Source organism: Pseudonocardia sp. (assembly GCF_035305885.1).
Taxonomy (GTDB): Bacteria; Actinomycetota; Actinomycetes; order Mycobacteriales; family Pseudonocardiaceae; genus Pseudonocardia.
This window is the reverse complement of sequence record NZ_DATGOP010000022.1, coordinates 16,754-36,838: the sequence shown is the minus strand read 5'-3', so window position 1 is coordinate 36,838 and position 20,085 is coordinate 16,754. Positions and strand designations below refer to the sequence as shown.

Annotated in this window: 19 protein-coding genes; 4 read left to right on the top strand and 15 right to left on the bottom strand. The window is 76.4% G+C overall.

Going from position 1 to position 20,085, the window contains the following annotated elements:
* Positions 1–55 precede the first annotated feature (55 nt).
* Both VKZ81_RS03825 and eccCa read right to left on the bottom strand, forming a co-directional pair.
* Positions 56–1,381 carry a type VII secretion-associated protein gene (locus tag VKZ81_RS03825; protein WP_324239987.1) on the bottom strand — a complete coding sequence of 442 codons (1,326 nt, stop codon included), beginning with the start codon at positions 1,379–1,381 and terminating at the stop codon, positions 56–58.
* Positions 1,381–5,211 carry a type VII secretion protein EccCa gene (gene eccCa, locus VKZ81_RS03820; RefSeq protein WP_324239986.1) on the bottom strand — a complete coding sequence of 1,277 codons (3,831 nt, stop codon included), beginning with the start codon at positions 5,209–5,211 and terminating at the stop codon, positions 1,381–1,383. Before eccCa ends, VKZ81_RS03825 begins: the two co-directional genes overlap by 1 nt.
* A 129-nt stretch (positions 5,212–5,340) precedes the next feature.
* Here eccCa and eccD point away from each other — a divergent pair, with 129 nt between their 5' ends.
* Both eccD and mycP read left to right on the top strand, forming a co-directional pair.
* Entirely contained in the window at positions 5,341–6,711 is a 1,371-nt protein-coding gene (gene eccD / locus VKZ81_RS03815; protein WP_324239985.1) for a type VII secretion integral membrane protein EccD, read from the top strand.
* An 8-nt stretch (positions 6,712–6,719) separates the two neighbouring features.
* Positions 6,720–8,087 carry a type VII secretion-associated serine protease mycosin gene (gene mycP, locus VKZ81_RS03810; protein WP_324239984.1) on the top strand — a complete coding sequence of 456 codons (1,368 nt, stop codon included), beginning with the start codon at positions 6,720–6,722 and terminating at the stop codon, positions 8,085–8,087.
* 180 nt (positions 8,088–8,267) lie between these two features.
* On the opposite strand, the gene eccB is transcribed toward mycP, so the two are convergent.
* On the bottom strand, positions 8,268–9,701 hold the full coding sequence (gene eccB / locus VKZ81_RS03805; RefSeq protein ID WP_324239983.1) for a type VII secretion protein EccB: 1,434 nt from the start codon (positions 9,699–9,701) through the stop codon (positions 8,268–8,270).
* 125 nt (positions 9,702–9,826) lie between these two features.
* Here eccB and VKZ81_RS03800 point away from each other — a divergent pair, with 125 nt between their 5' ends.
* Positions 9,827–10,501 carry a hypothetical protein gene (locus VKZ81_RS03800; protein WP_324239982.1) on the top strand — a complete coding sequence of 225 codons (675 nt, stop codon included), beginning with the start codon at positions 9,827–9,829 and terminating at the stop codon, positions 10,499–10,501.
* A 10-nt stretch (positions 10,502–10,511) separates the two neighbouring features.
* Here VKZ81_RS03800 and VKZ81_RS03795 read toward each other — a convergent pair whose 3' ends face one another.
* The 12 genes from VKZ81_RS03795 to infA all read right to left on the bottom strand — a co-directional run bounded on the left by VKZ81_RS03795 (position 10,512) and on the right by infA (position 18,486).
* Positions 10,512–11,456, bottom strand: a complete 945-nt coding sequence (locus VKZ81_RS03795; RefSeq protein ID WP_324239981.1) for an isopenicillin N synthase family dioxygenase — start codon at positions 11,454–11,456, stop codon at positions 10,512–10,514.
* On the bottom strand, positions 11,453–11,908 hold the full coding sequence (locus VKZ81_RS03790) for a nucleoside deaminase (RefSeq protein WP_324239980.1): 456 nt from the start codon (positions 11,906–11,908) through the stop codon (positions 11,453–11,455). The genes VKZ81_RS03795 and VKZ81_RS03790 overlap by 4 nt, the downstream gene beginning before the upstream one ends.
* 5 nt (positions 11,909–11,913) lie before the next feature.
* Positions 11,914–13,332 carry a purine-cytosine permease family protein gene (locus VKZ81_RS03785; RefSeq protein WP_324239979.1) on the bottom strand — a complete coding sequence of 473 codons (1,419 nt, stop codon included), beginning with the start codon at positions 13,330–13,332 and terminating at the stop codon, positions 11,914–11,916.
* A 52-nt stretch (positions 13,333–13,384) separates the two neighbouring features.
* Entirely contained in the window at positions 13,385–13,633 is a 249-nt protein-coding gene (locus VKZ81_RS03780) for a hypothetical protein (protein WP_324239978.1), read from the bottom strand.
* Between the two features lie 156 nt (positions 13,634–13,789).
* Positions 13,790–14,659 carry a tRNA pseudouridine(38-40) synthase TruA gene (gene truA, locus VKZ81_RS03775; RefSeq protein WP_324239977.1) on the bottom strand — a complete coding sequence of 290 codons (870 nt, stop codon included), beginning with the start codon at positions 14,657–14,659 and terminating at the stop codon, positions 13,790–13,792.
* Positions 14,656–15,411: a 50S ribosomal protein L17, sunset domain variant gene (rplQ, locus tag VKZ81_RS03770; RefSeq protein WP_491723608.1), complete on the bottom strand. Its 756-nt coding sequence runs from the start codon at positions 15,409–15,411 to the stop codon at positions 14,656–14,658. The genes truA and rplQ overlap by 4 nt, the downstream gene beginning before the upstream one ends.
* Positions 15,412–15,413: 2 nt before the next feature.
* Positions 15,414–16,463: a DNA-directed RNA polymerase subunit alpha gene (locus tag VKZ81_RS03765; protein ID WP_324239976.1), complete on the bottom strand. Its 1,050-nt coding sequence runs from the start codon at positions 16,461–16,463 to the stop codon at positions 15,414–15,416.
* Positions 16,464–16,556: 93 nt separating this feature from the next.
* Entirely contained in the window at positions 16,557–17,162 is a 606-nt protein-coding gene (gene rpsD, locus VKZ81_RS03760) for a 30S ribosomal protein S4 (RefSeq protein ID WP_324239975.1), read from the bottom strand.
* Between the two features lie 17 nt (positions 17,163–17,179).
* Complete coding sequence (gene rpsK / locus VKZ81_RS03755) at positions 17,180–17,587, bottom strand: 30S ribosomal protein S11 (RefSeq protein ID WP_142106596.1); 408 nt, start codon at positions 17,585–17,587, stop codon at positions 17,180–17,182.
* Positions 17,587–17,967 carry a 30S ribosomal protein S13 gene (gene rpsM / locus VKZ81_RS03750; RefSeq protein WP_324239974.1) on the bottom strand — a complete coding sequence of 127 codons (381 nt, stop codon included), beginning with the start codon at positions 17,965–17,967 and terminating at the stop codon, positions 17,587–17,589. The genes rpsK and rpsM overlap by 1 nt, the downstream gene beginning before the upstream one ends.
* 153 nt (positions 17,968–18,120) lie before the next feature.
* Positions 18,121–18,234 carry a 50S ribosomal protein L36 gene (gene rpmJ, locus VKZ81_RS03745; RefSeq protein ID WP_214402186.1) on the bottom strand — a complete coding sequence of 38 codons (114 nt, stop codon included), beginning with the start codon at positions 18,232–18,234 and terminating at the stop codon, positions 18,121–18,123.
* 30 nt (positions 18,235–18,264) lie between these two features.
* Complete coding sequence (gene infA, locus VKZ81_RS03740) at positions 18,265–18,486, bottom strand: translation initiation factor IF-1 (protein ID WP_028929190.1); 222 nt, start codon at positions 18,484–18,486, stop codon at positions 18,265–18,267.
* Positions 18,487–18,740: 254 nt separating this feature from the next.
* Here infA and VKZ81_RS03735 point away from each other — a divergent pair, with 254 nt between their 5' ends.
* Positions 18,741–20,042, top strand: a complete 1,302-nt coding sequence (locus VKZ81_RS03735; RefSeq protein ID WP_324239973.1) for an MFS transporter — start codon at positions 18,741–18,743, stop codon at positions 20,040–20,042.
* Positions 20,043–20,085: the final 43 nt, after the last annotated feature.

Genomic DNA, 20,085 nt, shown 5'->3' with positions numbered 1-20,085 from the left:
CACCGGCTCCCGGCCCGCGGGGGCGAACGCGGCGGATCGTTCGCAGGTGTGAACGTCAGGCCGCCCCGACGGACGCCACGACGACCGCGCACGCCGCCCGCACCGCCTCCGCGCCGGCGGCCGTGCGCCGGCAGCCGACGCTGAGCTGCGATCCGGCGTCGAACACCACGTACCAGTCGACGACGGTGCCGCCCGGCTCCTGCTGCCGGTAGGTGGTGACCGCCCGCCCGGCGAACCGGCCTTCCGGGTCGTAGCCGGTGAGCGCCGCGCCGTGGGCGCGCGCGGCGTCGTAGGCGGCGCGCAGCTCGGCCCGCGCCCGCTCGGGCTCGGCGACCGGGTCGTAGCCGAGCGGGGAGCGCTCCACCGCGATGAGGTCGCTGCCCTCGGGCGCGGCCACCGGCGTGAGCAGGACCCGCCGCCGCTCGGGGAGCCCGCCGCTGTGCTCCCAGCCCTCGGGCACGTCGAGCCGGTAGCCGTACTGCACGAGGACCCCCGCCGTGCCGGCCGCCGCGGTGGGCGGGACGAGCCGCCCGAGCGCGGGCACCGCGGCGAGCGCGACCGCGGCGGCGACGCAGGCGAGCGCCACCCGGCCCACCCGCGACCGGGCGGGAGGCGCGGGCAGGTACGGCCCGCCCCCGGCGGGCGCCGGCACCGGACCCGTGGGGCAGTGGGCGCGCGGCAGGTCGGGGTCCAGGGCGCCCAGCACCGCGGCCGCCTCGGGGCGGGGAGCGACCTCGACGCGCGGCAGGTCCGCCTCGTCGAGCGCGCGGGCGAGCTCCGGGGTCCGCGCCACCCCGCCGACGACGAGGACCCGCGGCGCACCCGCCAACACCTCGCGCAGCGCCGCCACCGCCGCCCGCAGCGGCCCGGCGACCGCGGCGCGCACCTCGGCGGCTTCGACCCCGTCGACGGCCGGGAGCAGCGACGACGCCTCCCGCAGGGCCCGCGCTGCGGCCGGATCGCGACCCGTGCGCGCGGCCACGAGCTCGTCGAGGAGCCGCCCTCCCCCGTCGACGGCCGCGGTGGCCCGGACCCGGCCGTCCGCGTCCAGGAGGGTGGCCTCCGCCCCGGACGCGCCGACGTCGAGCACGGCGACGCCACCGCCTCCCGCCGCCGCGAGCGGGGCGGGCACCGTGGCGACGCGGTGCGCGAGGTGCGCGTGCTCGCGGGCCCACCCCGTGACGCGCTGCGGCGACCACCGGCCCGGGTGGACGAGCACCAGCTCCTCCGGCGGCGCCCCGACCAGGTGGGTGAGCAGCGCAGCGGTCCCCGGCCCGGGCGCGGGCAGTTCGGCGATCAGCCGGGGCGTGCCGTCCGACCCGGCACCCGCGACCCGGACGAAGCCCACCCCCTCCTGCACCGCGACGCGGACCGGGCGCACTACGCGTCCTCCGCGGGCTGCAGCCACGCGAGCTGGACGCGGCGGGCCCGGCGGCGCCGGTCGACCAGCACACCGCGCCCGGGCGGCTCCGGCGCGGGCTTGACCGTGCCGAGCAGCGCACCCTCGTCGGGGCTGCCGTTCATGACCAGGCCCGGTGCGGCGAGCTCGCGCAGCCGCCCGAGCACGGGGTCGTACAGGGCCCGCGCCGCGCCGCCGCAGCGCCGGGCGACGACGAGGTGCAGCCCGACGTCCTTGGCCTGCGCGAGGAACTCCACGAGCGGCAGCAGCGGGTTCGCCGTGGCCCCGCCCGGGGCGACCAGGTCGTAGTCGTCGACGAGGACGTACACGTCCGGGCCGCTCCACCAGCTGCGTTCGCGCAGCTCCCGCGGCGTGACGTCGGGCCCGGGCAGCCGCCTGCGCAACGAGTCGGCGACCGCGCGCATCGCCGCCGCGGTGGCGTCGGCGGTGCTCGTGCAGCCGATCAGGTGCGAGTCCGGGACGGCGCCGAGCAGCGTGCGCCGGTGGTCGACGAGCACGATGCGCGCCTGCTGCGGGGTGAAGGCGGTGACGACGCCGTGCGCGACCAGCCGCAGCAGCGTGGTCTTGCCGCTCTCCGCGTCGGCGAAGCACAGCAGGTGGGGTTCGGTGGCGGGGTCGAGCACCACGCGCGCGAGCCGATCCTCGTCCACGCCGAGCGGGATCCCGTCGGGGCCGGGCGGCAGCCGGTCGAGGTCGATGCGGTCGGGCAGCAGCCGCACGGGGGCGAACCCGGGGCCGGGCCGCGCGCGGGCGATCTCGGCCACCAGCCCCGGCAGGTCGGCGGTGGAGGTGCGCGGCGCCGCGACCACGGCGGGCGCGCCGTCGGGCGCGAGCCCGTGCCCCGGTCGCGCGGGGACGCCCGCCGCCCTGCGCCGGTCGACCTCGGACTCGGCGGGTTCCCCCAGGCGCAGCTCGATCCGCCCGCCGACCAGGTCCTTCAGGGCCGGTCGCAGCTCGCTCCAACGGGTTGCCGAGAGCGCGAGGTGCAGCCCGTAGGCCAGGCCCTGCGTCGCGAGCGGGAGCAGGCGCGCCTCCAGGTCGTCGAACTCGCCCCGCAGGACGAGGTAGCCGTCGACGACGAGCAGGACGTCGGTGGCCGGCTCGTCCGGGAACCCGCCCGCCGCCCGTCGGGCCCGGAAGTCCTCGACCGAGGCGATGCCGTGCTCGCGGAACAGCTGCTCGCGCCGGGCGAGCACGGCCGCGAACTCGGCGACGACGCGGCGCACGAGGTCCGGCTGCTGTCGGTCGGCGACCGTGCCGACGTGCGGGAGCCCGGCGAGCGCCGCCAGCGCCCCGCCGCCGAAGTCGAGGACGTGCACGCCGAGCTCGGCGGGCGAGCTCGCCGTCGCGAGCGCCAGCACGGTGGTGGCCAGCGCCGAGGACTTGCCGCTGCGCGGGCCGCCGACCACGGCGAGGTGTCCGGAGCCGCCCGCGAGGTCGACGACGAGTGCGTCGCGGCGCTGCTGGTAGGGGCGGTCGACGAGGCCGACGGCCACCTGCAGCGGGCCGCCGGGTGGGGCGAGCTCGTCGAGCCACGGCGGGTCGCCCAGGGGCGGGAGCCACACCTGGTGCGCGGGCGGGCCGGTGCCCGCCATCGCCGCGATGACGGTCTCGAGGACGGTGGGGCCGTCGCCGGGGTCCGGCCCGAACGGCCGCGCGCGGTCGGGTTCGAGCACCGGTGCCACCTGGAACGGGTGTGCGCGCGGCCGCTGCGGCGCGGGGCCCGCCTGCCGGGGCGCCGCGTCCGGGCCCGACACGTACGCGGCGCGGAACCGGACCAGCTCCCCGGTGCCGGTGGCGAGGAACGCCGAGCCGGGCGCCGACGGCAGCTGGTGCGCATCGGGGACACCGAGGACGGCCCGCGACTCCGCAGCGGAGAACGTCCGCAGCGCGATCCGGTAGGACAGGTGCGACTCGAGCCCGCGCAGCCGCCCCTCGTCGAGGCGCTGCGAGGCGAGCAGCAGGTGCAGCCCGAGCGAGCGCCCGAGCCTGCCGATCGTGACCAGCAGGTCGATCAGCTCCGGCCGCTGCGCGAGCAGCTCGGAGAACTCGTCGACCACGACCAGCAGCGCGGGCAGCGGCGGCAGGTCGGCGCCCGCGCGCCGGGCGGCGGCGTACTCGGTGACGCTCACGAGGTTGCCCGCCGCGCGCAGCAGCTCCTGCCTGCGCGTGATCTCCCCGGCGAGCGCGTCGGCCATGCGGTCGACCAGGCCGATCTCGTCGGCGAGGTTGGTGATCACCGCGGAGACGTGCGGCAGGTCGGCGAACCCGAGGAACGTCGCGCCGCCCTTGAAGTCGACGAGCACGAGGTTGAGGTCCTCGGACGAGTGCGCGGCGGCGAGGCCCAGCACGAGCGTGCGCAGGAGCTCGCTCTTGCCCGAGCCGGTGGCGCCGATGCAGAGCCCGTGCGGGCCGCTGCCGCCCTGGGCGGACTCCTTGAGGTCGAGCGTGACCGGCCCGCCCTTCTCGTCGACGCCGATCGGCACCCGCAGCCGGTCGGCGTCCGAGCGCGCCCAGCGGGCCCGCAGCTCGGCGATGCCCCGCGCCCCGGGCCGCAGGTTCAGCAGCGCGGGCAGCCCCGCCGGGGCCGACGGCGCCGGGTCGCCGGCCGCCGTGACCTCGGCCGCGCGGTGGCGGGCGAGCCTGCGGGCGAGCGCCGTGGCCTCCGCGACGGAGAGCGCGTCGGGCCGCCCGATCACGGCGGGCCGGCCGTCCCCGCCGACGCGCAGCAGGACGTCCGGGGTGACCTGCAACCGCACCACCGACGGGGCGGGCCGCCGCCCGGTGGGCGCCCCGACCCGCAGCACCGTGACTCCCGCGACCCCGGCCCACGTCCCCGGCCCCTCGGCGACGTCGTCGACGACCACCAGCAGGTGCGGCTCGCCCAGCCCGGGCCCGGGCGGGCGCCCGGCGAGCTCGGCCTGCCACCACCGCCGCACGTCGGCCGCGTCCGCGGTGACCATCCGCACCGGGCCGACCAGGTCGTGGCGGCGCGGGTGCCCGGCGTGCGGGAGCCACTTCACCCACTCCCACTCGTGGGCGAGCGAGGGCGGCGCCACGACGGCGAGCAGCGCGTCGGCGGGCGCGTGCCACAGCGCGTACTGGGCGACGACCGCGCGGCCGAGCGCCCGCACCCGGTCCATCCCCGCGCCACCGGCGGGCTCCAGCCACACCACGCCGCTCGCGCGCAGCGACAGCGCCACCGGCAGGTCGGGCACGACCGCGTGGGCGAGCAGGAACCGGCGCAGGGCGAGCGCGGTGACCGGTTCGAGGCCGTCGACCGGTCCGGTCTGCGGCGGCACCAGGCGGGTGGCGAGCCGCTGGGCGCCCCGGCCGACGCGGACGTGGCCGAAGTCGGGGTCGGCGGGCCGCCGTTCCCACATCCGGCCGGCGCGCAGCACCGCGGGCCAGGCCGACGGCTCCGGATGGGACCACTCGAGGGCCGCGCGCTGCTCGGCCGCGATGCCCCGCACCCGCTCGCGCAGCACCGACAGGTACCGCAGGTAGTCGCGGCGGTCCTCGTCGGTGGCGGCGGTGCGGCTGCCGCGGCCGCCCCCGGTGAACAGCATGCCGAGCGCCGAGATCGCGAACATGCCCCCGAACAGCAGCGACGTGGGGTCGCGCAGGCCGACGACGGCGACGAACCCGACCGAGCCGGCGAGCATCGCGAGCGGCAGCACCCGCTGCAGCACCCCGGGCGGGACCACCCGCTCCGGCTCGGGCGGCGGTTCGAGCGTGAGCTCGCCACCCGGCATCCGGGGCGGGGTGAGGCGAGATCGCACGGCGCTCATGTCCGGCTCCCACGAGTTTTCGCGAAACGGCCCACCAGGGCCGCGGGCGCTGCGATGCTAGGCAGCCGACGGGCCGTGCCGGGGCCGTTCCGCGAAACTCGTCCGCCCGGCTCCGCGGAGGGGACCACCATGCTCACCGCTGGTCAGGGGGCGCCGTACCGCCGCGTCACGGTGCTCGCGCCGCGGGCGACGGTCGACGTCGCGCTGCCGGCCGACGTGCCGGTGGCCGAGCTCGTCCCGATGATGCTCGACCTGGTGGGCGAGCCGGTGTTCGGCGTGCGGCCGATGCCGTGGCGGCTCTCCGGGGCGGCGGGCGCGCCGCTGCCGCCGAGCGCGTCGCTCGCGGAGCTGGGCGTTCCCGACGGGGAGCTGCTGCGGCTCGCCCCGGACGCACCCGCGCCGCCGCCGCCCGTGTTCGACGACCCCGTCGACGCGCTCGCCTCCCGGGCGGGCGGGCCGGGCCGCGCGGACCGGCGCTTCGCCGCGCGGGCGCTGCTGCTGGTGTGCGGGACCGCAGCCGCGCTGCTCGCCGCGGGAGGCGTGGACACCGCCACGCCGCGCGCGGTCGTCGCCACGCTGGCGGCCGGCGCCGCGGTGGGCCTGGCCGCGCACTCGGCGCGCTCCGACCCCACGGACCACGGCCGGCTGGCGGGGCGCACGGCCGCGCTCGCGGCCGTTCCGTTCGCCGCCGCCGCGGGCTGGGCGGCGCTCCCCGGCGCGTCCGGCGCGGCGCGGCTGGTGCTCGCCGTCGCCGCTGCGGGCACCGTGGCCGCGGCCGCCCAGATCGCGCTCCGCGTGGTGGCCCCGGCGCTGGTCGCGGCCGTGGTGGCCGCCGCGGCGGCGGGGCTGGGCGGCGTCGCCGTGCTGCGCTTCGGCAGCCCGCCGTCGGCGGTCGCGGCGGCGGCCGCGGCGCTCGCGGTCGCCGCCGGGCCGCTGCTGCCCCGGGTGGCGCTGCGGCTCGCCGGGCTGCCGCGCCCGGTGGTGCCCGCCGACGCCGCCGAGCTCGTCGCCGCCGACCGCGGCCCCGACCTGCTGCCGCCCGAGGAGTTCGCCGAGCGATCCGACCTCGCCCGCGGCTACCTCGCCGGGCTCACCGGCGGCTGCGCAGCCGTCGCCGTCGCCGGGGCGCTCGGTGCCGCGGCCACGGGCGGATGGGCCGGGCCCGCGCTCGCCTGCGTGGTCGTCGCGGTGCTCGCGCTGCGGTCCCGCGGCTTCGCCGACCCGGCACCGGCGCGCACCCTGCTGGGCTGCGCCGCCGTCGGCCTGGCCGGGCTCGCGGCCCTCACCGCGGCCCGCCCGGAGCCGCTGCCGCGGCTGGTCGCCGCCGGCGTCCTGCTCGGGGTGGCGGGCCTCGGGCTCGCCGCGCTCGGCCGCGCCGCCGACGGCACGTCCCCGGTGGTGCGCCGGGCGGTCGACCTGCTCGACGTGGTCCTGGTCGCCGCCGCCGTTCCGTCGGCGTTCGCCGCGATGGACCTGTTCCGGCTCGTCCGCGGGTTGTGAGGGCGCCGATGACCCGATCGAGGTGGTGCGCGCTGGCCGCGGCCGCCCTGGTGGGCCTGGCGTCCGTGACCCCCGCCGCGGCCGACGCCGCCGTGGTGGCCCCGGCCGCGGCGCGTGCCGCCGTGCCCGGCCCCGTCGCCGAACCGGGGCCGCCCGCGCCGCCGCGCGTCTCGGTGACGCCGCCGCGCGGCCTGCCCCCGGGTCCCGCGCCCGGGATCCGCGCCGCCGCGCGCTGCGCGCCGCCCCGGGCCGACGCGGCGGGCGTGCCGTCCGGGCGGGGCAGCGTCGCCGAGCGGCTGCGCCTCGCCGAGGTGCACCGGCTCGCCACCGGCCGCGGCCAGATGATCGCCGTGATCGACACCGGGGTCGCCCCGCACCCGCTGCTGGGCTCACGCCTGCGCGGCGGCGGCGACTACCTCACCGGCGGCGACGGGCTCGACGACTGCGACGGCCACGGCACGGCGGTCGCCGGGCTGCTCGCGGCCGGCCCCGTGCGCGGCGGGCGCTCCGCCACGCCGGTCGGCATCGCGCCGCAGGCGGAGCTGCTCGCGATCCGCCAGTCCAGCCCCTCGTTCGACGTGCCCGCGCCCGACGGCGGGCGGCGCCCGGCCGGCGACACCGCCACCCTCGCCGAGGCGGTGGCGCTCGCCGTCCGCTCGGGCGCCGACGTCGTCAACATCTCCGAAGCCGTCTGCCTGCCCGCCGACCGGGCGGCGACGGCGGGCGCGGCGCTGCAGGCCGCCCTGCGCGCGGCCGCGGCGGCGGACGTGGTGGTGGTCGCGGCGGCGGGCAACGTCGGCTCCGGCGGCTGCACGGCGGACGGCGCGGGTCGGGTCGCCCTGCCGGGTTGGTACGACGCGGACGTGCTGACCGTCGGCGCGGTCGGGCCCGACGACACCCCGGCGCCGTTCACCCTGCCGGGGCCGTGGGTCGACGTGGCGGCGCCCGGCACGGGGCTGCGCTCGCTCGCCGTCGGCGGCGGCACCACCGGCGGTCTCGACGGCACCAGCTTCGCGGCGCCGTGGGTGGCCGGGCTCGCGGCGCTGATCCGCGAGCGGTTCCCCGATCTCACGGCGGCCGAGGTCGTGGACCGCATCCTCGCCACCGCCCGCAGGCCGTCCGCCGACGACGGTGCGCTGGGCCGCGGCGTGATCGACCCGGTCGCCGCGCTCACCACCATGCCCGCGCGCCTCACCCCCGACCCGGCACGGCTCGCGGACGCCGCGGCGCAGGTGGCCGACCTCCCCGGCGCCGGCGATGCGCAGGCCCCGTCGCCGGAGCCCGACCGGCCGCTCGACCTGCTCGCGGCCGCGGTCGTGCTGGCCGCGGCGGGGGTCGCGGTCGCGGTGCTGCGCCGCCGCCCGGGCCGCGGCTGATCTCACGCGTCCCGTTTCCGACGAACGCGCCGTTCGTCGGGAACAGGGGGACCGCGCATGGGCGCCCACCGCCCCGGGCAGCAGCCGCGACATCGATGGCTGGGCCCGCCGGCACGAGCCGCAGGACCGCCGGGAACAGGCGCGGCGCGGACGGGCCGGCCGCGGCGTTCGTCGGATGGGTCAGAGGGCGCCCAGGGCGTCGACCACCTGGCCGGCGGCCGCCAGGTCGAGGGTCGGGCCCTGCGGCAGGAGGCGCAGGACCGCCTCGGGGGCGGGCGCGGTCACCGTGATGCCCAGCGCGGCGGCGGTCGCCTCGTCGGCCACCGCGTGGGCCGCGCCGGTGCTCGACACCAGCCAGAGCGGGCCCGTGGCGGCGTCCCGGCCGGGCCCGGTGCCGCGCACGGCCCCACCCGGGCCCACGACAACCTCGTCGACCCGGTCGCCGGGCCCGTCGGCCTGGGCGAGCCGCACCGGCGTCCCGCCCCGCGGCGCCTCCGCGCCCGCCCGGACGGTGCCGTCGGGGGCGCCGTCGGCCGTCCAGCCCCAGCAGAGCACCGGGGCCTCGGCGGCCTCGACCAGGCGCGGGGCGACGTCCGGCCAGCCGGCTGCCGGCAGCTCGTCCACGACGGCGACCCCGGCGAGCTCCGCGGCCCCCACCGGGCGCGGCTCGCGCGCCCCCGACGCCGCGAGCAACACCTCGGCCAGCACGGCCGGCACCTCCTGCACCCCGCCCGCGAGCACCACGTAGTGCTGCGTGGCGCCGCCGGGCGGCTGCGCCACGAACACGTCGCCGATCCGGCCGGGCAGCCCGCCCGGCGCGCGCCCGCCGCGCCCCGGAACGGGCGGGTTGACCAGCGGTGGCCCTTCGGGGAGCAGCGACAGCAGCGCGGGGGTCGCGGCCCGCGGCACCCGGCCGGTGATCCCGAGCGCCGCGCCGACCAGCCCGTCGTCGGCGTCGACGCGGTGCCTGCGGCCCGCCGTGACGAGCCAGGTGCTGCCGGCCGCGTCGAGCAGCACGCCCGCCTCCGCGGGGCCCGGCGCGAGCGGCGGGGTCCCGCCGAGCACCGTCGTGCCGACGAGCTCCCCGTCGGCGGTCACGGTGTCGCAGACGGCCCAGCTCGGTGGGATCGGCGGACCGTCGGGCCGCACGGCGTGCGCGCCCGGCACGGCGGCCGCGGGCGTGCGCGGAGCGGGGTCGAGCAGGGCGTCCGGGACCGGGACGGGGGTCGCGGTGGCCGGGTCGGCGTCGCTGCTGCCGCCCGCCCGCAGCGCCGCGAGCACGAGCCGCGCGGCAGGCAGGTTGGCGACCGGGACGAGCCGGTCCGGGCCGCGGGCCACCGCGTACAGGGCGCCCGAGTCGGCGCCGACGACCACGTCCTGGCGCCTCCAGTCCGGCTGCGGCGACACCGCGGCCAGCAGCGCGGAGCCGCAGAGGCCGAGCAGCCCGAGCACGACCCCGACGAGCGCCGCGCGTCGCTGGGACCGGATCTGCTCGTGCAGCGGCACCGGGTCGCCGCGCACCAGCGCAGCCTCCATCCGCCGCAGGCCGAACCGGTAGGCGTCGGCCTGGTCGCGGGTGGCCGGCGCCGGCACGGAGCTCGCTCGGCCGGGCACGGGCCGACGGTAGCCGGCCCACCCCGCCCGGCGGGGGCGTTCGGGGGAATCCGCCGCACCGCCCAACCGCGACGGCCGGGGTCGGGTCGTCCGAGGTGTCCCGCCTCGAGCTTCGGGAGGTTCCGATGTCCCGTCGCAGCACCCGCACCATCGGCCGGATCGCCCGGACGGCGGCCGTCGCGCTCGCCGCGGGCGTCGTCCTCGCCGGCTGCAGCATGTCCGTGGAGGGCGTTCCGCACGCCGCGCCCGCACCCACCCGGCCGGTGTCCGTCGCGCCCAGCCCGGCGGCCCTCGTCGAGCCCGCCGAGCCGGGCGACCTGCCCTCGGCGTACCTGGAGTGGATCGCCGACGGGTGGGTCCCGCAGCCGATCCTCCCGGTGATCGACCCGGACAGCGGCGTGTCCGCCTGGCTGATCGGCCCGGCCGAGCCCCAGGAGATCGAAGGAGGGGGCACGCTGTACACCTCGTACGACGCCCCCGCGAGCGTGGTCCACCAGCTCGCGGTCGTCCCCGAGGCACCGGGCGACGCCGACGCCGAACGGACCGCCGCGATCCTGGCGAGCGAGCGCGGTGGCTGGGTGGTCGACTCCGAGCCGATCACGATGCTGGGCCACCCCGGGCTCGACGTGCGCATGGAGTTCTTCGACGACCTCGGCCGGCCCTGCGTCGCGCTGACCCGCTTCGTCGAGCTCCCGCGCCACATCGCCGCCGTCGAGTCGCTCGGGCTGGTGACCGACGAGCGCGTGGTCGAGCAGGTGCAGGAGATCGTGGCCGACCAGCTCTCCCTGCCGACCACCTGAAGCGGGCCGGCTACCCGACCGAGATCGCGTCCAGGCGCTCCCGCAGGAACGGCGCCGACACCACCGGCTCCAGGTCCGCCCGCCGACCCAACGGCGGCGCGAGCGGGGTGACCAGCGCGTCGTGGTCGAGCTCGAAGAAGAACACGAGCGAGATCAGCTCCTCGTCCGGCGCGGCCTCCTGGGGCGGCAGCACGCGGTGCCTGCCCGACCGCCAGCGCAGCCCGGTCCAGTGGGCGAGGAGGTCACCGATGTTGATGGTGAACGCGGCCGGGTCGTACGGGGCGTCCACCCAGCCCGAGGCGTCGACGTCGACCTGGAGCCCACCGGCGCCCGGCTCGCGGTCGAGCACGGTGACCGTGCCGAAGTCGGTGTGCGCGCCGATCCGGAACTGGCCGGGCTCCGGCGGGCCGACCTCGGTGAGCGGCGGGTAGCGGTTGATGTTGAACGTCCAGGTGGGGTTCGTCGCGAGCCGGGTCAGCGCGTCGCGCGGCAGGCCGAGCGCGTCGGCGCACAGCTCCAGCAGCTCGCGCGACACCCTCGTCATCTCCGCGACGTAGCGGCGGACCGCGTCGCGCAGCTCCGGCACCTCGTCGGGCCACACGTTCGGCGGGAACCACACCGCGTCGACCTCGGGGTCGCCGGTGGGCGTCTCCGGCCCGACCGCGAACGACTCCTTGAGGTCCGGCGGGGTCTCCACGCCCTCGACGTTGCCGTTGGCCTCCACGCCGGGGGCGAGCCAGCCGCGGCCCCCGATCCGCACGGAGTACTTCTGTTTGACCTCTGTCGGCAGCGCGAAGAACCGCCGTGCCGCGGCCCGCACCTCGGCCCGGAGCTCGTCGGGCACGCCGTGCCCCGCCGCCAGCAGGAAACCGGCCCGCTGCAGGGCCTCGTCGACGGTCGGGCCGGTCGCCGGGTCACCGGCGCGCCACGCGGCGAGATCGATGGTCGGAATCATGAGGGGACCTCTCCGATGTCCTCGTACCAGAGCTCCGGACGGGCGGCGATGAAGTCGGTCATGAGGGCCACGCACCGCTCGTCGTCCAGCAGCGTGATCCGCACGCCGTGTTCGGCGAGCCAGTCGTGGCCGCCGGAGAACGTGCGGGCCTCACCGATCACCACCGCGCCGATCCCGAACTGGCGCACGAGCCCGGAGCAGTACCAGCACGGCGAGAGCGTGGTGACCATGATCGTGTTGCGGTAGTCCCGCTGCCGCCCCGCCGCCCGGAAGGCCGCGGTCTCGGCGTGCATCGACGGGTCGCCGTCCTGGACGCGTCGGTTGTGCCCGCGCCCGAGCAGGGTGCCGTCGGCGGCGAACAAGGCCGCGCCGATGGGGATGCCGCCCTCGGCGAGGCCGGCCTTCGCCTCCTCGAGGGCGACGTCGAGCAGGGCGGCGGGATCGGAAGCCACGGCCGTCACTCTGCGGCCCCCGGGGTGCGGCCCGCAAGACGCGGGAACAGCAGCGCGTACACCGCGGCCGCCAGCGCGAAGCCGACGAGGAACGTCACGTCGCCGACGCCCGGCACGAGCGTGGGCACCAGCCCGGTGAACAGCGCCTGGTTGGAGAACAGCGGCACGGAGACGACGATGCCGACGACGAGCGCCGCGACGCCCGCGTGGTTGCGGTAGCCGCGGTCGTAGAGCAGCCCGACCGGCGGCCTGCCGCGGCGTAGGAACTGGTCGGTGAGCACCACCCCGAGCCACGGCCCGATCCAGTACACGATGACGAGCAGGAACGCCTCGTAGCTGTGCGCGGCGTCGGCCAGCGCGATGAGCGCGATCACGAACCCGACCGCGCCGAACGCGAGCGCGACGACGGCGCGCGCCCAGCGCAGCGGTACGTCGACGCCGAGGGTGAGGAACGCCATCGCGCCCGAGTAGATGTTCAGCACGTTCGCCGCGACCGCACCGAGCGCGATCGCCAGCAGTGTGAGCGCCGCGAGCACGCCGGGCAGCACGCCGACGAACGCGGTGGTGGGGTTGTCGGACGCGATGCCCACCGCGGCGGTGGCGCTGACCGACGCGGCCCCGACGATCATCAGGGCGCTCGTGGAGGTGAACAGGCCCAGCGCCGCGGAGAGCCCCGTGCGCACGCGCGACGAGCCCTCCGGCAGGTAACGGGCGTAGTCGGCGGCGTACGGGCTCCAGCCCGCCGTGTAGCCGACGACCGCCCCGACGGTGAGCAGGAAGCCGCCGAGGCCCCCGGTGCCGCCGCCCTCGGGCAGGTAGCCGGGGTCAGACCGGGCGAGCACGATCACCGCGCCCACCGCGAACACGACCGCGAGCACCGGGAACGCGAACCGTTCGAACGCCTGCACGAGGTTGTGCCCGAAGAAGGCGACGCCCATCTGCACCAGCACGACGACCACCAGCCAGGCCGCGGCGGGCAGGCCGGTGAGCGACGCCAGCGCGAACGCGGCGCTCACGCTGTTGACGGCGAACCAGCCGAAGCCGGACGTGATCGTCATCAGCGTGCACGGCACGGCGTTGCCCCGGTACCCGAACGCCGCCCGGCCCAGGACCATCTGCGGCACCCCGATCGAGGGTGCCCGCGCCGACAGCGCCCCGTGGGCGAGCGCGGAGATCCCGTTCCCGAGCAGGATGGCCGCGACCGCCTGCGGGAAGGTCAGCCCGAACGCCGACACGGACAGCACACCGACGAAGACGGTGGCGAACTCGAGGTTGGGCGAGGTCCAGGTCCAGAACAGCTGGCGGGGCCGGCCGTGCCGCTCCGAGGCGGGGATGGGTTCGTTCCCACCCGGTTCGACGGCCACCACCCGATCGCCGTAATTGCGGTCGGCGGCGGTGGCAGCGGGTGGTGGATCAGCGCTCACGTGATCACTCTCGACCGCGGGTGCCCGCCATCGCAACGGCCCGGCGCGTTCGTTAACCGCGATGTTCGCTGGAGCGCACGACCGTGAGGTCGAGGGCCCGCAGCACGGCCTGCATCTGCTCGGCCGCGGGCCGGCCGGGCCGTTCCCGCAGCTGGCGCACGGCCTGCTCGACCTGCTCCTCGGTGACGGTCCGCTGCGGTGCGTGGTGCGCGGCGCGCGGGCCGCGGTCGGGGGAGACGCCACGGCGGTGGGCGGCGGTGCGGTCCGGGTTCCCGAGCCGGACGTGAGGCGTCGTCGTCAAGGCGTCTCCGTTCGGTGGCGGCGCAACGGCTGCGACTCAACCCAACGGGTGAGTGGATCGAGCCGAGGATCACGGTACGTGGTGCGCCACGCCGTGTGAACGCCCGCCCGGGAAATCACCGCTGACCCGGGCCGCCGCCCGTTCGGTCCCACCCGCTCAGTGCGGGAGGACGCGCAACCGCCGCGTCTCGGCCGCTCGGGCGGCGAGCTCGCCGGGCGGCGGGTAGTCCACCGCCACCAGGGTCAGGCCGTGCGCGGGCGCCACCGGCACCTCGTTGGCGCGCTCGGAGCGCGCGAGCAGGCCCGCGGGCCACGAGACCGGGCGCCGGCCGCGCCCCACCTCCAGCAGGGCGCCCACCAGGCTGCGCACCATCGAGTGGCAGAACGCGTCGGCGGCCACGGCGGCCTCCACCACCCCGTCGGCGTCCCGGGTCCAGCTGAACTCCTGCAACGCGCGCACCGTGGTGGCGCCCTCGCGCCGCTTGCAGAACGCGGCGAAGTCGTGCTCGCCGAGCAGCCGCTCGGAGGCGGCCCGGACGGCGTCGAGGTCGAGCGGGTGCGGCCAGGAGAGGGTGTCGCGGGCGCGCAGCGGCTCCGCGCCGTACGGGGCCGTCGCGACCCGGTAGCGGTAGTGGCGGCGCAGCGCGGAGAACCGGGCGTCGAACTCGTCCGGCACCGGCGTCACCGCCCGGACGCGCACGTCGGGCGGCAGCAGCCGGGCGAGCCTGCGCACCAGCCACCCGGTGTCCAGATCCGCCGCGAGGTCGGCGTGGGCGACCTGGCCGGTGGCGTGCACGCCCGCGTCCGTGCGGCCCGCGACGGTGAGCGCCACCTCGTCCCGCAGGACGATGCCGAGCGCCTCCTCCAGCACCCCGCAGACGGTGCGCCGGCCGGGCTGGCGCGCCCAGCCGGAGAAGTCGGTGCCGTCGTAGGAGATGTCGAGCCGGTAGCGGCACCGGGCCGCAACGCCGTCGAGCCCGCCGCCCCGGGGGGCGGCGGGCTCGACGGGGTACTGCTGCGCGATCAAGACTCCTCGGAGTCGGCGTCCTCGCTCTGGTCACCGGCCCGCCGGAAGCCCGCGGCCTCGGCGGCCTCGGGCGTGGCGAACCAGACCTCGGCCACGGTGCGGTCGTAGTGCGCCGACCCGGGCTCGTGGTACAGCTTCGAGTCCTCGTTGCCCTTGATCGGGAAGCCGTCCGGGGCCTCGTTCGGGTCGTCCAGCGGGGCGTGGCTGCCCTCGCCGTACGGCGCCTCCTCGGTGGAGGCGCTCTCCTCGACGGCCTCGGCCGTCTCCGTGGCCTCGGTGGCCTCGGCGGCCTTCTCCTCGGCGGGGGCGGACTCCTCGGCCGCCGCCGGGGCAGCGGCCTTCTGCTGCTGCGACGCGGCGACCCGGCGGGCGCGCTCGGCCTCGTCGGTGACGGTCTTCTGCGAGACCAGCTCGATCACCGCCATGGGGGCGTTGTCGCCCTTGCGCGGCAGCGTCTTCGTGATCCGCGTGTAGCCACCGTTGCGGTCGGCGAAGAACGGGCCGATCTCCTCGATGAGGCGGTGCACGACGTCCTTGCGCCGGATCACCTTGAGGATCTCGCGGCGGTTGTGCAGGTCGCCCCGCTTCGCCTTGGTGATCAGCCGCTCCGCGTAGGGCCGCAGCCGGCGCGCCTTCGCCTCGGTGGTGGTGATCCGACCGTGCTCGAAGAGCGCCGTGGCCAGGTTGGCCAGGATCAGCCGCTGGTGCGCGGGCGACCCGCCGAGGCGGGGGCCCTTGGTGGGCTGAGGCATGGCTACAGCTGCTCCGTTTCTGCGTAGTCCTGGCCGTCGTCCCCGTAGCGGTCGGGGTCGAACGATGGGGTCTCGGACCCGTACTCGGCAGCCGCGGCCGACGGGTCGAATCCGGGCGGGCTGTCCTTCAGCGACAGGCCGAGGCCGGCGAGCTTCATCTTGACCTCGTCGATCGACTTGGCGCCGAAGTTGCGGATGTCGAGCAGGTCGGCCTCGCTGCGGCCCACCAGCTCGCCCACGGTGTGGATGCCCTCGCGCTTGAGGCAGTTGTAGGAGCGGACGGTGAGGTCCAGCTCCTCGATCGGCATCGCGTAGGCCGCGATGGTGTCGGCCTCCTGCGGCGACGGGCCGATCTCGATGCCCTCGGCGTCGACGTTGAGCTCGCGCGCGAGCCCGAACAGCTCGACGAGGGTCTTGCCGGCCGAGGCCAGCGCGTCCCGCGGGGTGATCGAGGGCTTGGTCTCGACGTCGAGCACCAGCTTGTCGAAGTCGGTGCGCTGCTCGACGCGGGTGGCCTCGACCTTGTAGGTCACCTTGAGCACCGGCGAGTAGATCGAGTCGACCGGGATGCGGCCGATCTCGGCGCCGGTGGCCTTGTTCTGCTGGGCCGGCACGTAGCCGCGGCCCCGCTCGACGACGAGCTCGACCTCGAGGCGGCCCTTGTCGTTCAGGGTGGCGATGTGCAGGTCCGGGTTGTGCACGGTGACGCCGGCCGGCGGCACGATGTCGCCCGCGGTGACGGTGCCGGGGCCCTGCTTGCGCAGGTACATCGTGACCGGCTCGTCCTCCTCGGAGCTGATCACCAGCTCCTTGAGGTTCAGGATGATGTCGGTGACGTCCTCCTTGACCCCGGGCACGGTGGTGAACTCGTGCAGGACGCCGTCGATGCGGATGCTCGTGACCGCAGCGCCGGGGATGGAGGAGAGCAGCGTGCGCCGGAGCGAGTTGCCCAGCGTGTAGCCGAAACCGGGCTCCAGCGGCTCGATGACGAACCGGGAACGGGTGTCCGTGACCGTTTCCTCGGTCAGGGTGGGTCGCTGAGAGATCAGCATGGGGTTCGTGCCTCCTTAGCACCCGCGGCAACCGCTATTTGATGCCGCGGTGAACCCCCGGCCCCACCCTGCGGGGCCGGGGGGTGCCGAGCGCTACTTGGAGTAGAGCTCGACGATGAGCTGCTCGTTGACCTGCGTGTCGATCTGGGCCCGCTCGGGGAGCTGGTGCACCAGGATCCGCAGGTTCGAGGGAACGACCTGCAGCCAAGCCGGGACCGGACGATCGCCGAGGGTCTCCTTGGCGATGATGAACGGGTCCATGTTCAGCGACTTGGGCCGCACGTCGATGATGTCGTACTGCGCGACGCGGTAGCTGGGGATGTTGACCTTCTCGCCGTTGACGAGGAAGTGGCCGTGGCTCACCAGCTGCCGGGCCATGCGCCGCGTGCGGGCGAGGCCCGCCCGGTACACGACGTTGTCGAGCCGGGACTCGAGGATCTGCAGCAGGTTGTCACCGGTCTTGCCGGGACGGCGGTTGGCCTCGTCGTAGTAGCGGCGGAACTGCTTCTCCAGCACGCCGTACGCGTAGCGGGCCTTCTGCTTCTCCTGCATCTGCAGGAGGTACTCGGTCTCCTTGACCCGGATCCGGCCGTGCTGGCCGGGCGGGTAGGGACGGCGCTCGAACGCCTGGTCACCGCCGACGAGGTCCACCTTCAGCCGGCGCGACTTGCGCGTCATGGGGCCGGTGTAACGAGCCATGTTCGTTCCTCCCTCCCCTAGACCCGGCGCCGCTTGGGCGGACGGCAGCCGTTGTGCGGCTGCGGCGTGACGTCGGAGATCGTGCCGACCTCGAGGCCGGCGGCCTGCAGCGAACGGATCGCGGTCTCCCGGCCGGAACCGGGGCCCTTCACGAACACGTCCACCTTCTTCATGCCGTGCTCGGCGGCCTTGCGCGCGGCGTTCTCGGCGGCCATCTGGGCCGCGAACGGCGTGGACTTGCGCGAGCCCTTGAACCCGACGTGGCCCGCGGACGCCCACGCGATCACGGCACCGTTGGGGTCGGTGATCGAGACGATCGTGTTGTTGAACGTGCTCTTGATGTGGGCCTGGCCCACGGCGACGTTCTTCTTCTCCTTGCGGCGGACCTTCTTCGGCCCGGCCGCAGCGCGGCTGCGGGGCGGCATTACTTCTTACCTGCCTTCTTCTTGCCGGCCACGGTCTTCTTCGGACCCTTGCGGCTGCGGGCATTGGTCTTGGTGCGCTGGCCGCGCACCGGCAGGCCCCGGCGGTGCCTGATTCCCTGGTAGCAGCCGATCTCGATCTTGCGACGGATGTCGGCCTGCACCTCGCGGCGCAGGTCGCCCTCGACGCGGTAGTTGTTCTCGATGTACTCGCGGAGGGCGGCGATGTCCTCGTCCGTGAGGTCCCGCGAGCGCAGGTCCGGGCTGATGCCGGTGGCCTGCAGGATCTCCTTGGACCGGGTGCGCCCGATCCCGTAGATGTACGTCAGCGCGATCTCCATCCGCTTGTCGCGGGGGAGGTCGACGCCCGCTAGACGTGCCATGCGGCGGGGTACTCCTCTTGTCGTCCCAGGTCTTCCCAGCGCCCATCCCGGGTGGCTCGCTCCCGGGCCCCGGCCTGGTTCCGGGGGTACTGGCGCCCGTGTGGCGCGGTAGGCGCGCTGGGTTCCTCTTCGTGCGCGGTCAGGTTGGGGCGATCAGCCCTGGCGCTGCTTGTGGCGCAGGTTCTCGCAGATCACCATGACCCGCCCGTGGCGGCGGATCACCCTGCACTTGTCGCAGATCTTCTTGACGCTCGGCTGGACCTTCACGTCCGTCGCTCTTCTCGTTGGTTCAGATCGTCACTTGTAGCGGTAGACGATGCGGCCGCGGGTCAGGTCGTACGGCGACAGCTCGACCACCACCCGGTCCTCGGGGAGGATCCGGATGTAGTGCTGACGCATCTTGCCGCTGATGTGTGCGAGGACCCGGTGTCCGTTCTCCAGCTCCACGCGGAACATCGCGTTCGGCAGGGGCTCGACGACCCGGCCCTCGACCTCGATCGCCCCGTCCTTCTTGGCCATGTCCTCCGCGTTCCGTGACAGGTGGACGTACTCTTCGTTCGTACTCGGGCACGTCGCTGCTCCGGGACCGTGAGGTGCGGGAGGCACGACGGAACCGGCGCCAGTAGGCGCGCCGAAAACCCAGTGTACGACCGTTGCGCGGTGCCCCGCACACGGGGGTGCGGCTGCGCTGCGGAAATCGAGAGCTCCCCGTCGGTCCCCCACGTTACCGTCCTTGACCTCAACCCAGGTTCACGAGGTCGAGTGGAACGGTGATGTCCGCACAGCACCCCGGCAGCGCCCGGCTCCCCCGGCCGCTGCGACCGTTCCGCCACCGCGACTACCGGCTGCTGGTCGCCTCGATCGCGGCCTCGCTCTTCGCGAGCGGGCTGTGGATCGTGGCGAGCGTCTACCAGGTCATCGCGCTCGGCGGCGGCCCGACCGAGCTCTCGCTGGTGGCCACGGCCGCGGCCACGGGCCTGCTGGTCAGCGTGCTCGGCGGCGGGGTCGCGGCCGACCGGCTGCCCAAGCGGGCCCTGCTGCTCGGCGTGGAGGGCGTGCGGGTCGCCGCGGCCACCACCGCGGGCGCGCTCGCCGTCACGGGGGCGCTGCAGCTGTGGCACCTCGCGGTCATCTCGTTCGTGCTCGGGGCCGCCGAGGCCTTCTTCTTCCCGGCCTACTCGGCGATCCTGCCCGCGCTCCTGCCCGCCGACGAGCTGCTCGCCGCGAACGGCGTCGAGGGCACCCTGCGCCCGGTAGCCCAGCACGCGCTCGGCCCGGCGACCGCGGGCGCGCTGGTCGGGGCGTTCGCGCCCAGCGCCGCGCTGCTCGCCGCGGGGGCCGTCTACGCGCTCGCCGCGGTCTCGCTCGTGGCGATGCGCCGGATCGCGGTGCCGCCCGCGGCCGGGCGCAGCTCGGTGCTCGGCGACCTCGCCGAGGGGTTCCGCTACCTGTTCCGCACCGGGTGGCTGTTCGCCACGCTGGCCTTCGCCTCGCTGTACGTCCTCGTGCTGATGGGCCCGATCGAGGTGCTGCTGCCGTTCGCGGTGCGGGAGCAGACCGGCGGCGGCGCGGGCAGCTTCGCGCTGGTGCTCGGCGCGTTCGGGCTCGGAGGTGCGGCCGGGTCGCTGCTCGTGGCCTCGTGGCGGCTGCCGCGGCGGTACCTCACGGCGATGCTGCTGCTGTGGGGGGCGGGCGCCCTGCCACTCACCCTGATCGGCCTCACCACCCGGTTGTGGATCATGGCCGCCGCCTCGTTCGTCGTCGGCGTCACCGGCGCGGTGGCGATGGTCATCTGGGGCACGCTGCTGCAGCGCCGCGTCCCGCCGCACCTGCTCGGCCGCGTCTCGAGTCTCGACTTCTTCGTCTCGCTCGCCCTGATGCCGGTCTCGATGGCCGTGGCGGGCCCGGTCGGCGAGCGGATCGGCGTGCCGACCACGTTCGTGCTGGCCGGGATGATCCCGGTGTTCCTCGCCGTCGCCGCGCTGGTCGGCTGGCGGCTGCCCGCCGACGAGGTCGCCCATCCCCTCGACGCCCCGGAGGAACCGGAGCACCCTCAGGCCACGCACGCGGCCTGAGGGTGCGACGCGCGCCACTGTCACCGGCTCCCCCGCTTCCTCG

Coding starts and splice junctions, on each gene's coding strand:
- eccCa (WP_324239986.1), bottom strand. CDS start 5,211: ATGAGCGCCGTGCGATCTCGCCTCACCCCGCCCCGGATGCCGGGTGGC.
- rplQ (WP_491723608.1), bottom strand. CDS start 15,411: ATGCCTCAGCCCACCAAGGGCCCCCGCCTCGGCGGGTCGCCCGCGCAC.
- eccD (WP_324239985.1), top strand. CDS start 5,341: ATGCTCACCGCTGGTCAGGGGGCGCCGTACCGCCGCGTCACGGTGCTC.
- VKZ81_RS03795 (WP_324239981.1), bottom strand. CDS start 11,456: ATGATTCCGACCATCGATCTCGCCGCGTGGCGCGCCGGTGACCCGGCG.
- VKZ81_RS03765 (WP_324239976.1), bottom strand. CDS start 16,463: ATGCTGATCTCTCAGCGACCCACCCTGACCGAGGAAACGGTCACGGAC.
- rpsD (WP_324239975.1), bottom strand. CDS start 17,162: ATGGCTCGTTACACCGGCCCCATGACGCGCAAGTCGCGCCGGCTGAAG.
- rpsM (WP_324239974.1), bottom strand. CDS start 17,967: ATGGCACGTCTAGCGGGCGTCGACCTCCCCCGCGACAAGCGGATGGAG.
- mycP (WP_324239984.1), top strand. CDS start 6,720: ATGACCCGATCGAGGTGGTGCGCGCTGGCCGCGGCCGCCCTGGTGGGC.
- VKZ81_RS03800 (WP_324239982.1), top strand. CDS start 9,827: ATGTCCCGTCGCAGCACCCGCACCATCGGCCGGATCGCCCGGACGGCG.
- VKZ81_RS03735 (WP_324239973.1), top strand. CDS start 18,741: ATGTCCGCACAGCACCCCGGCAGCGCCCGGCTCCCCCGGCCGCTGCGA.
- rpsK (WP_142106596.1), bottom strand. CDS start 17,587: ATGCCGCCCCGCAGCCGCGCTGCGGCCGGGCCGAAGAAGGTCCGCCGC.
- infA (WP_028929190.1), bottom strand. CDS start 18,486: ATGGCCAAGAAGGACGGGGCGATCGAGGTCGAGGGCCGGGTCGTCGAG.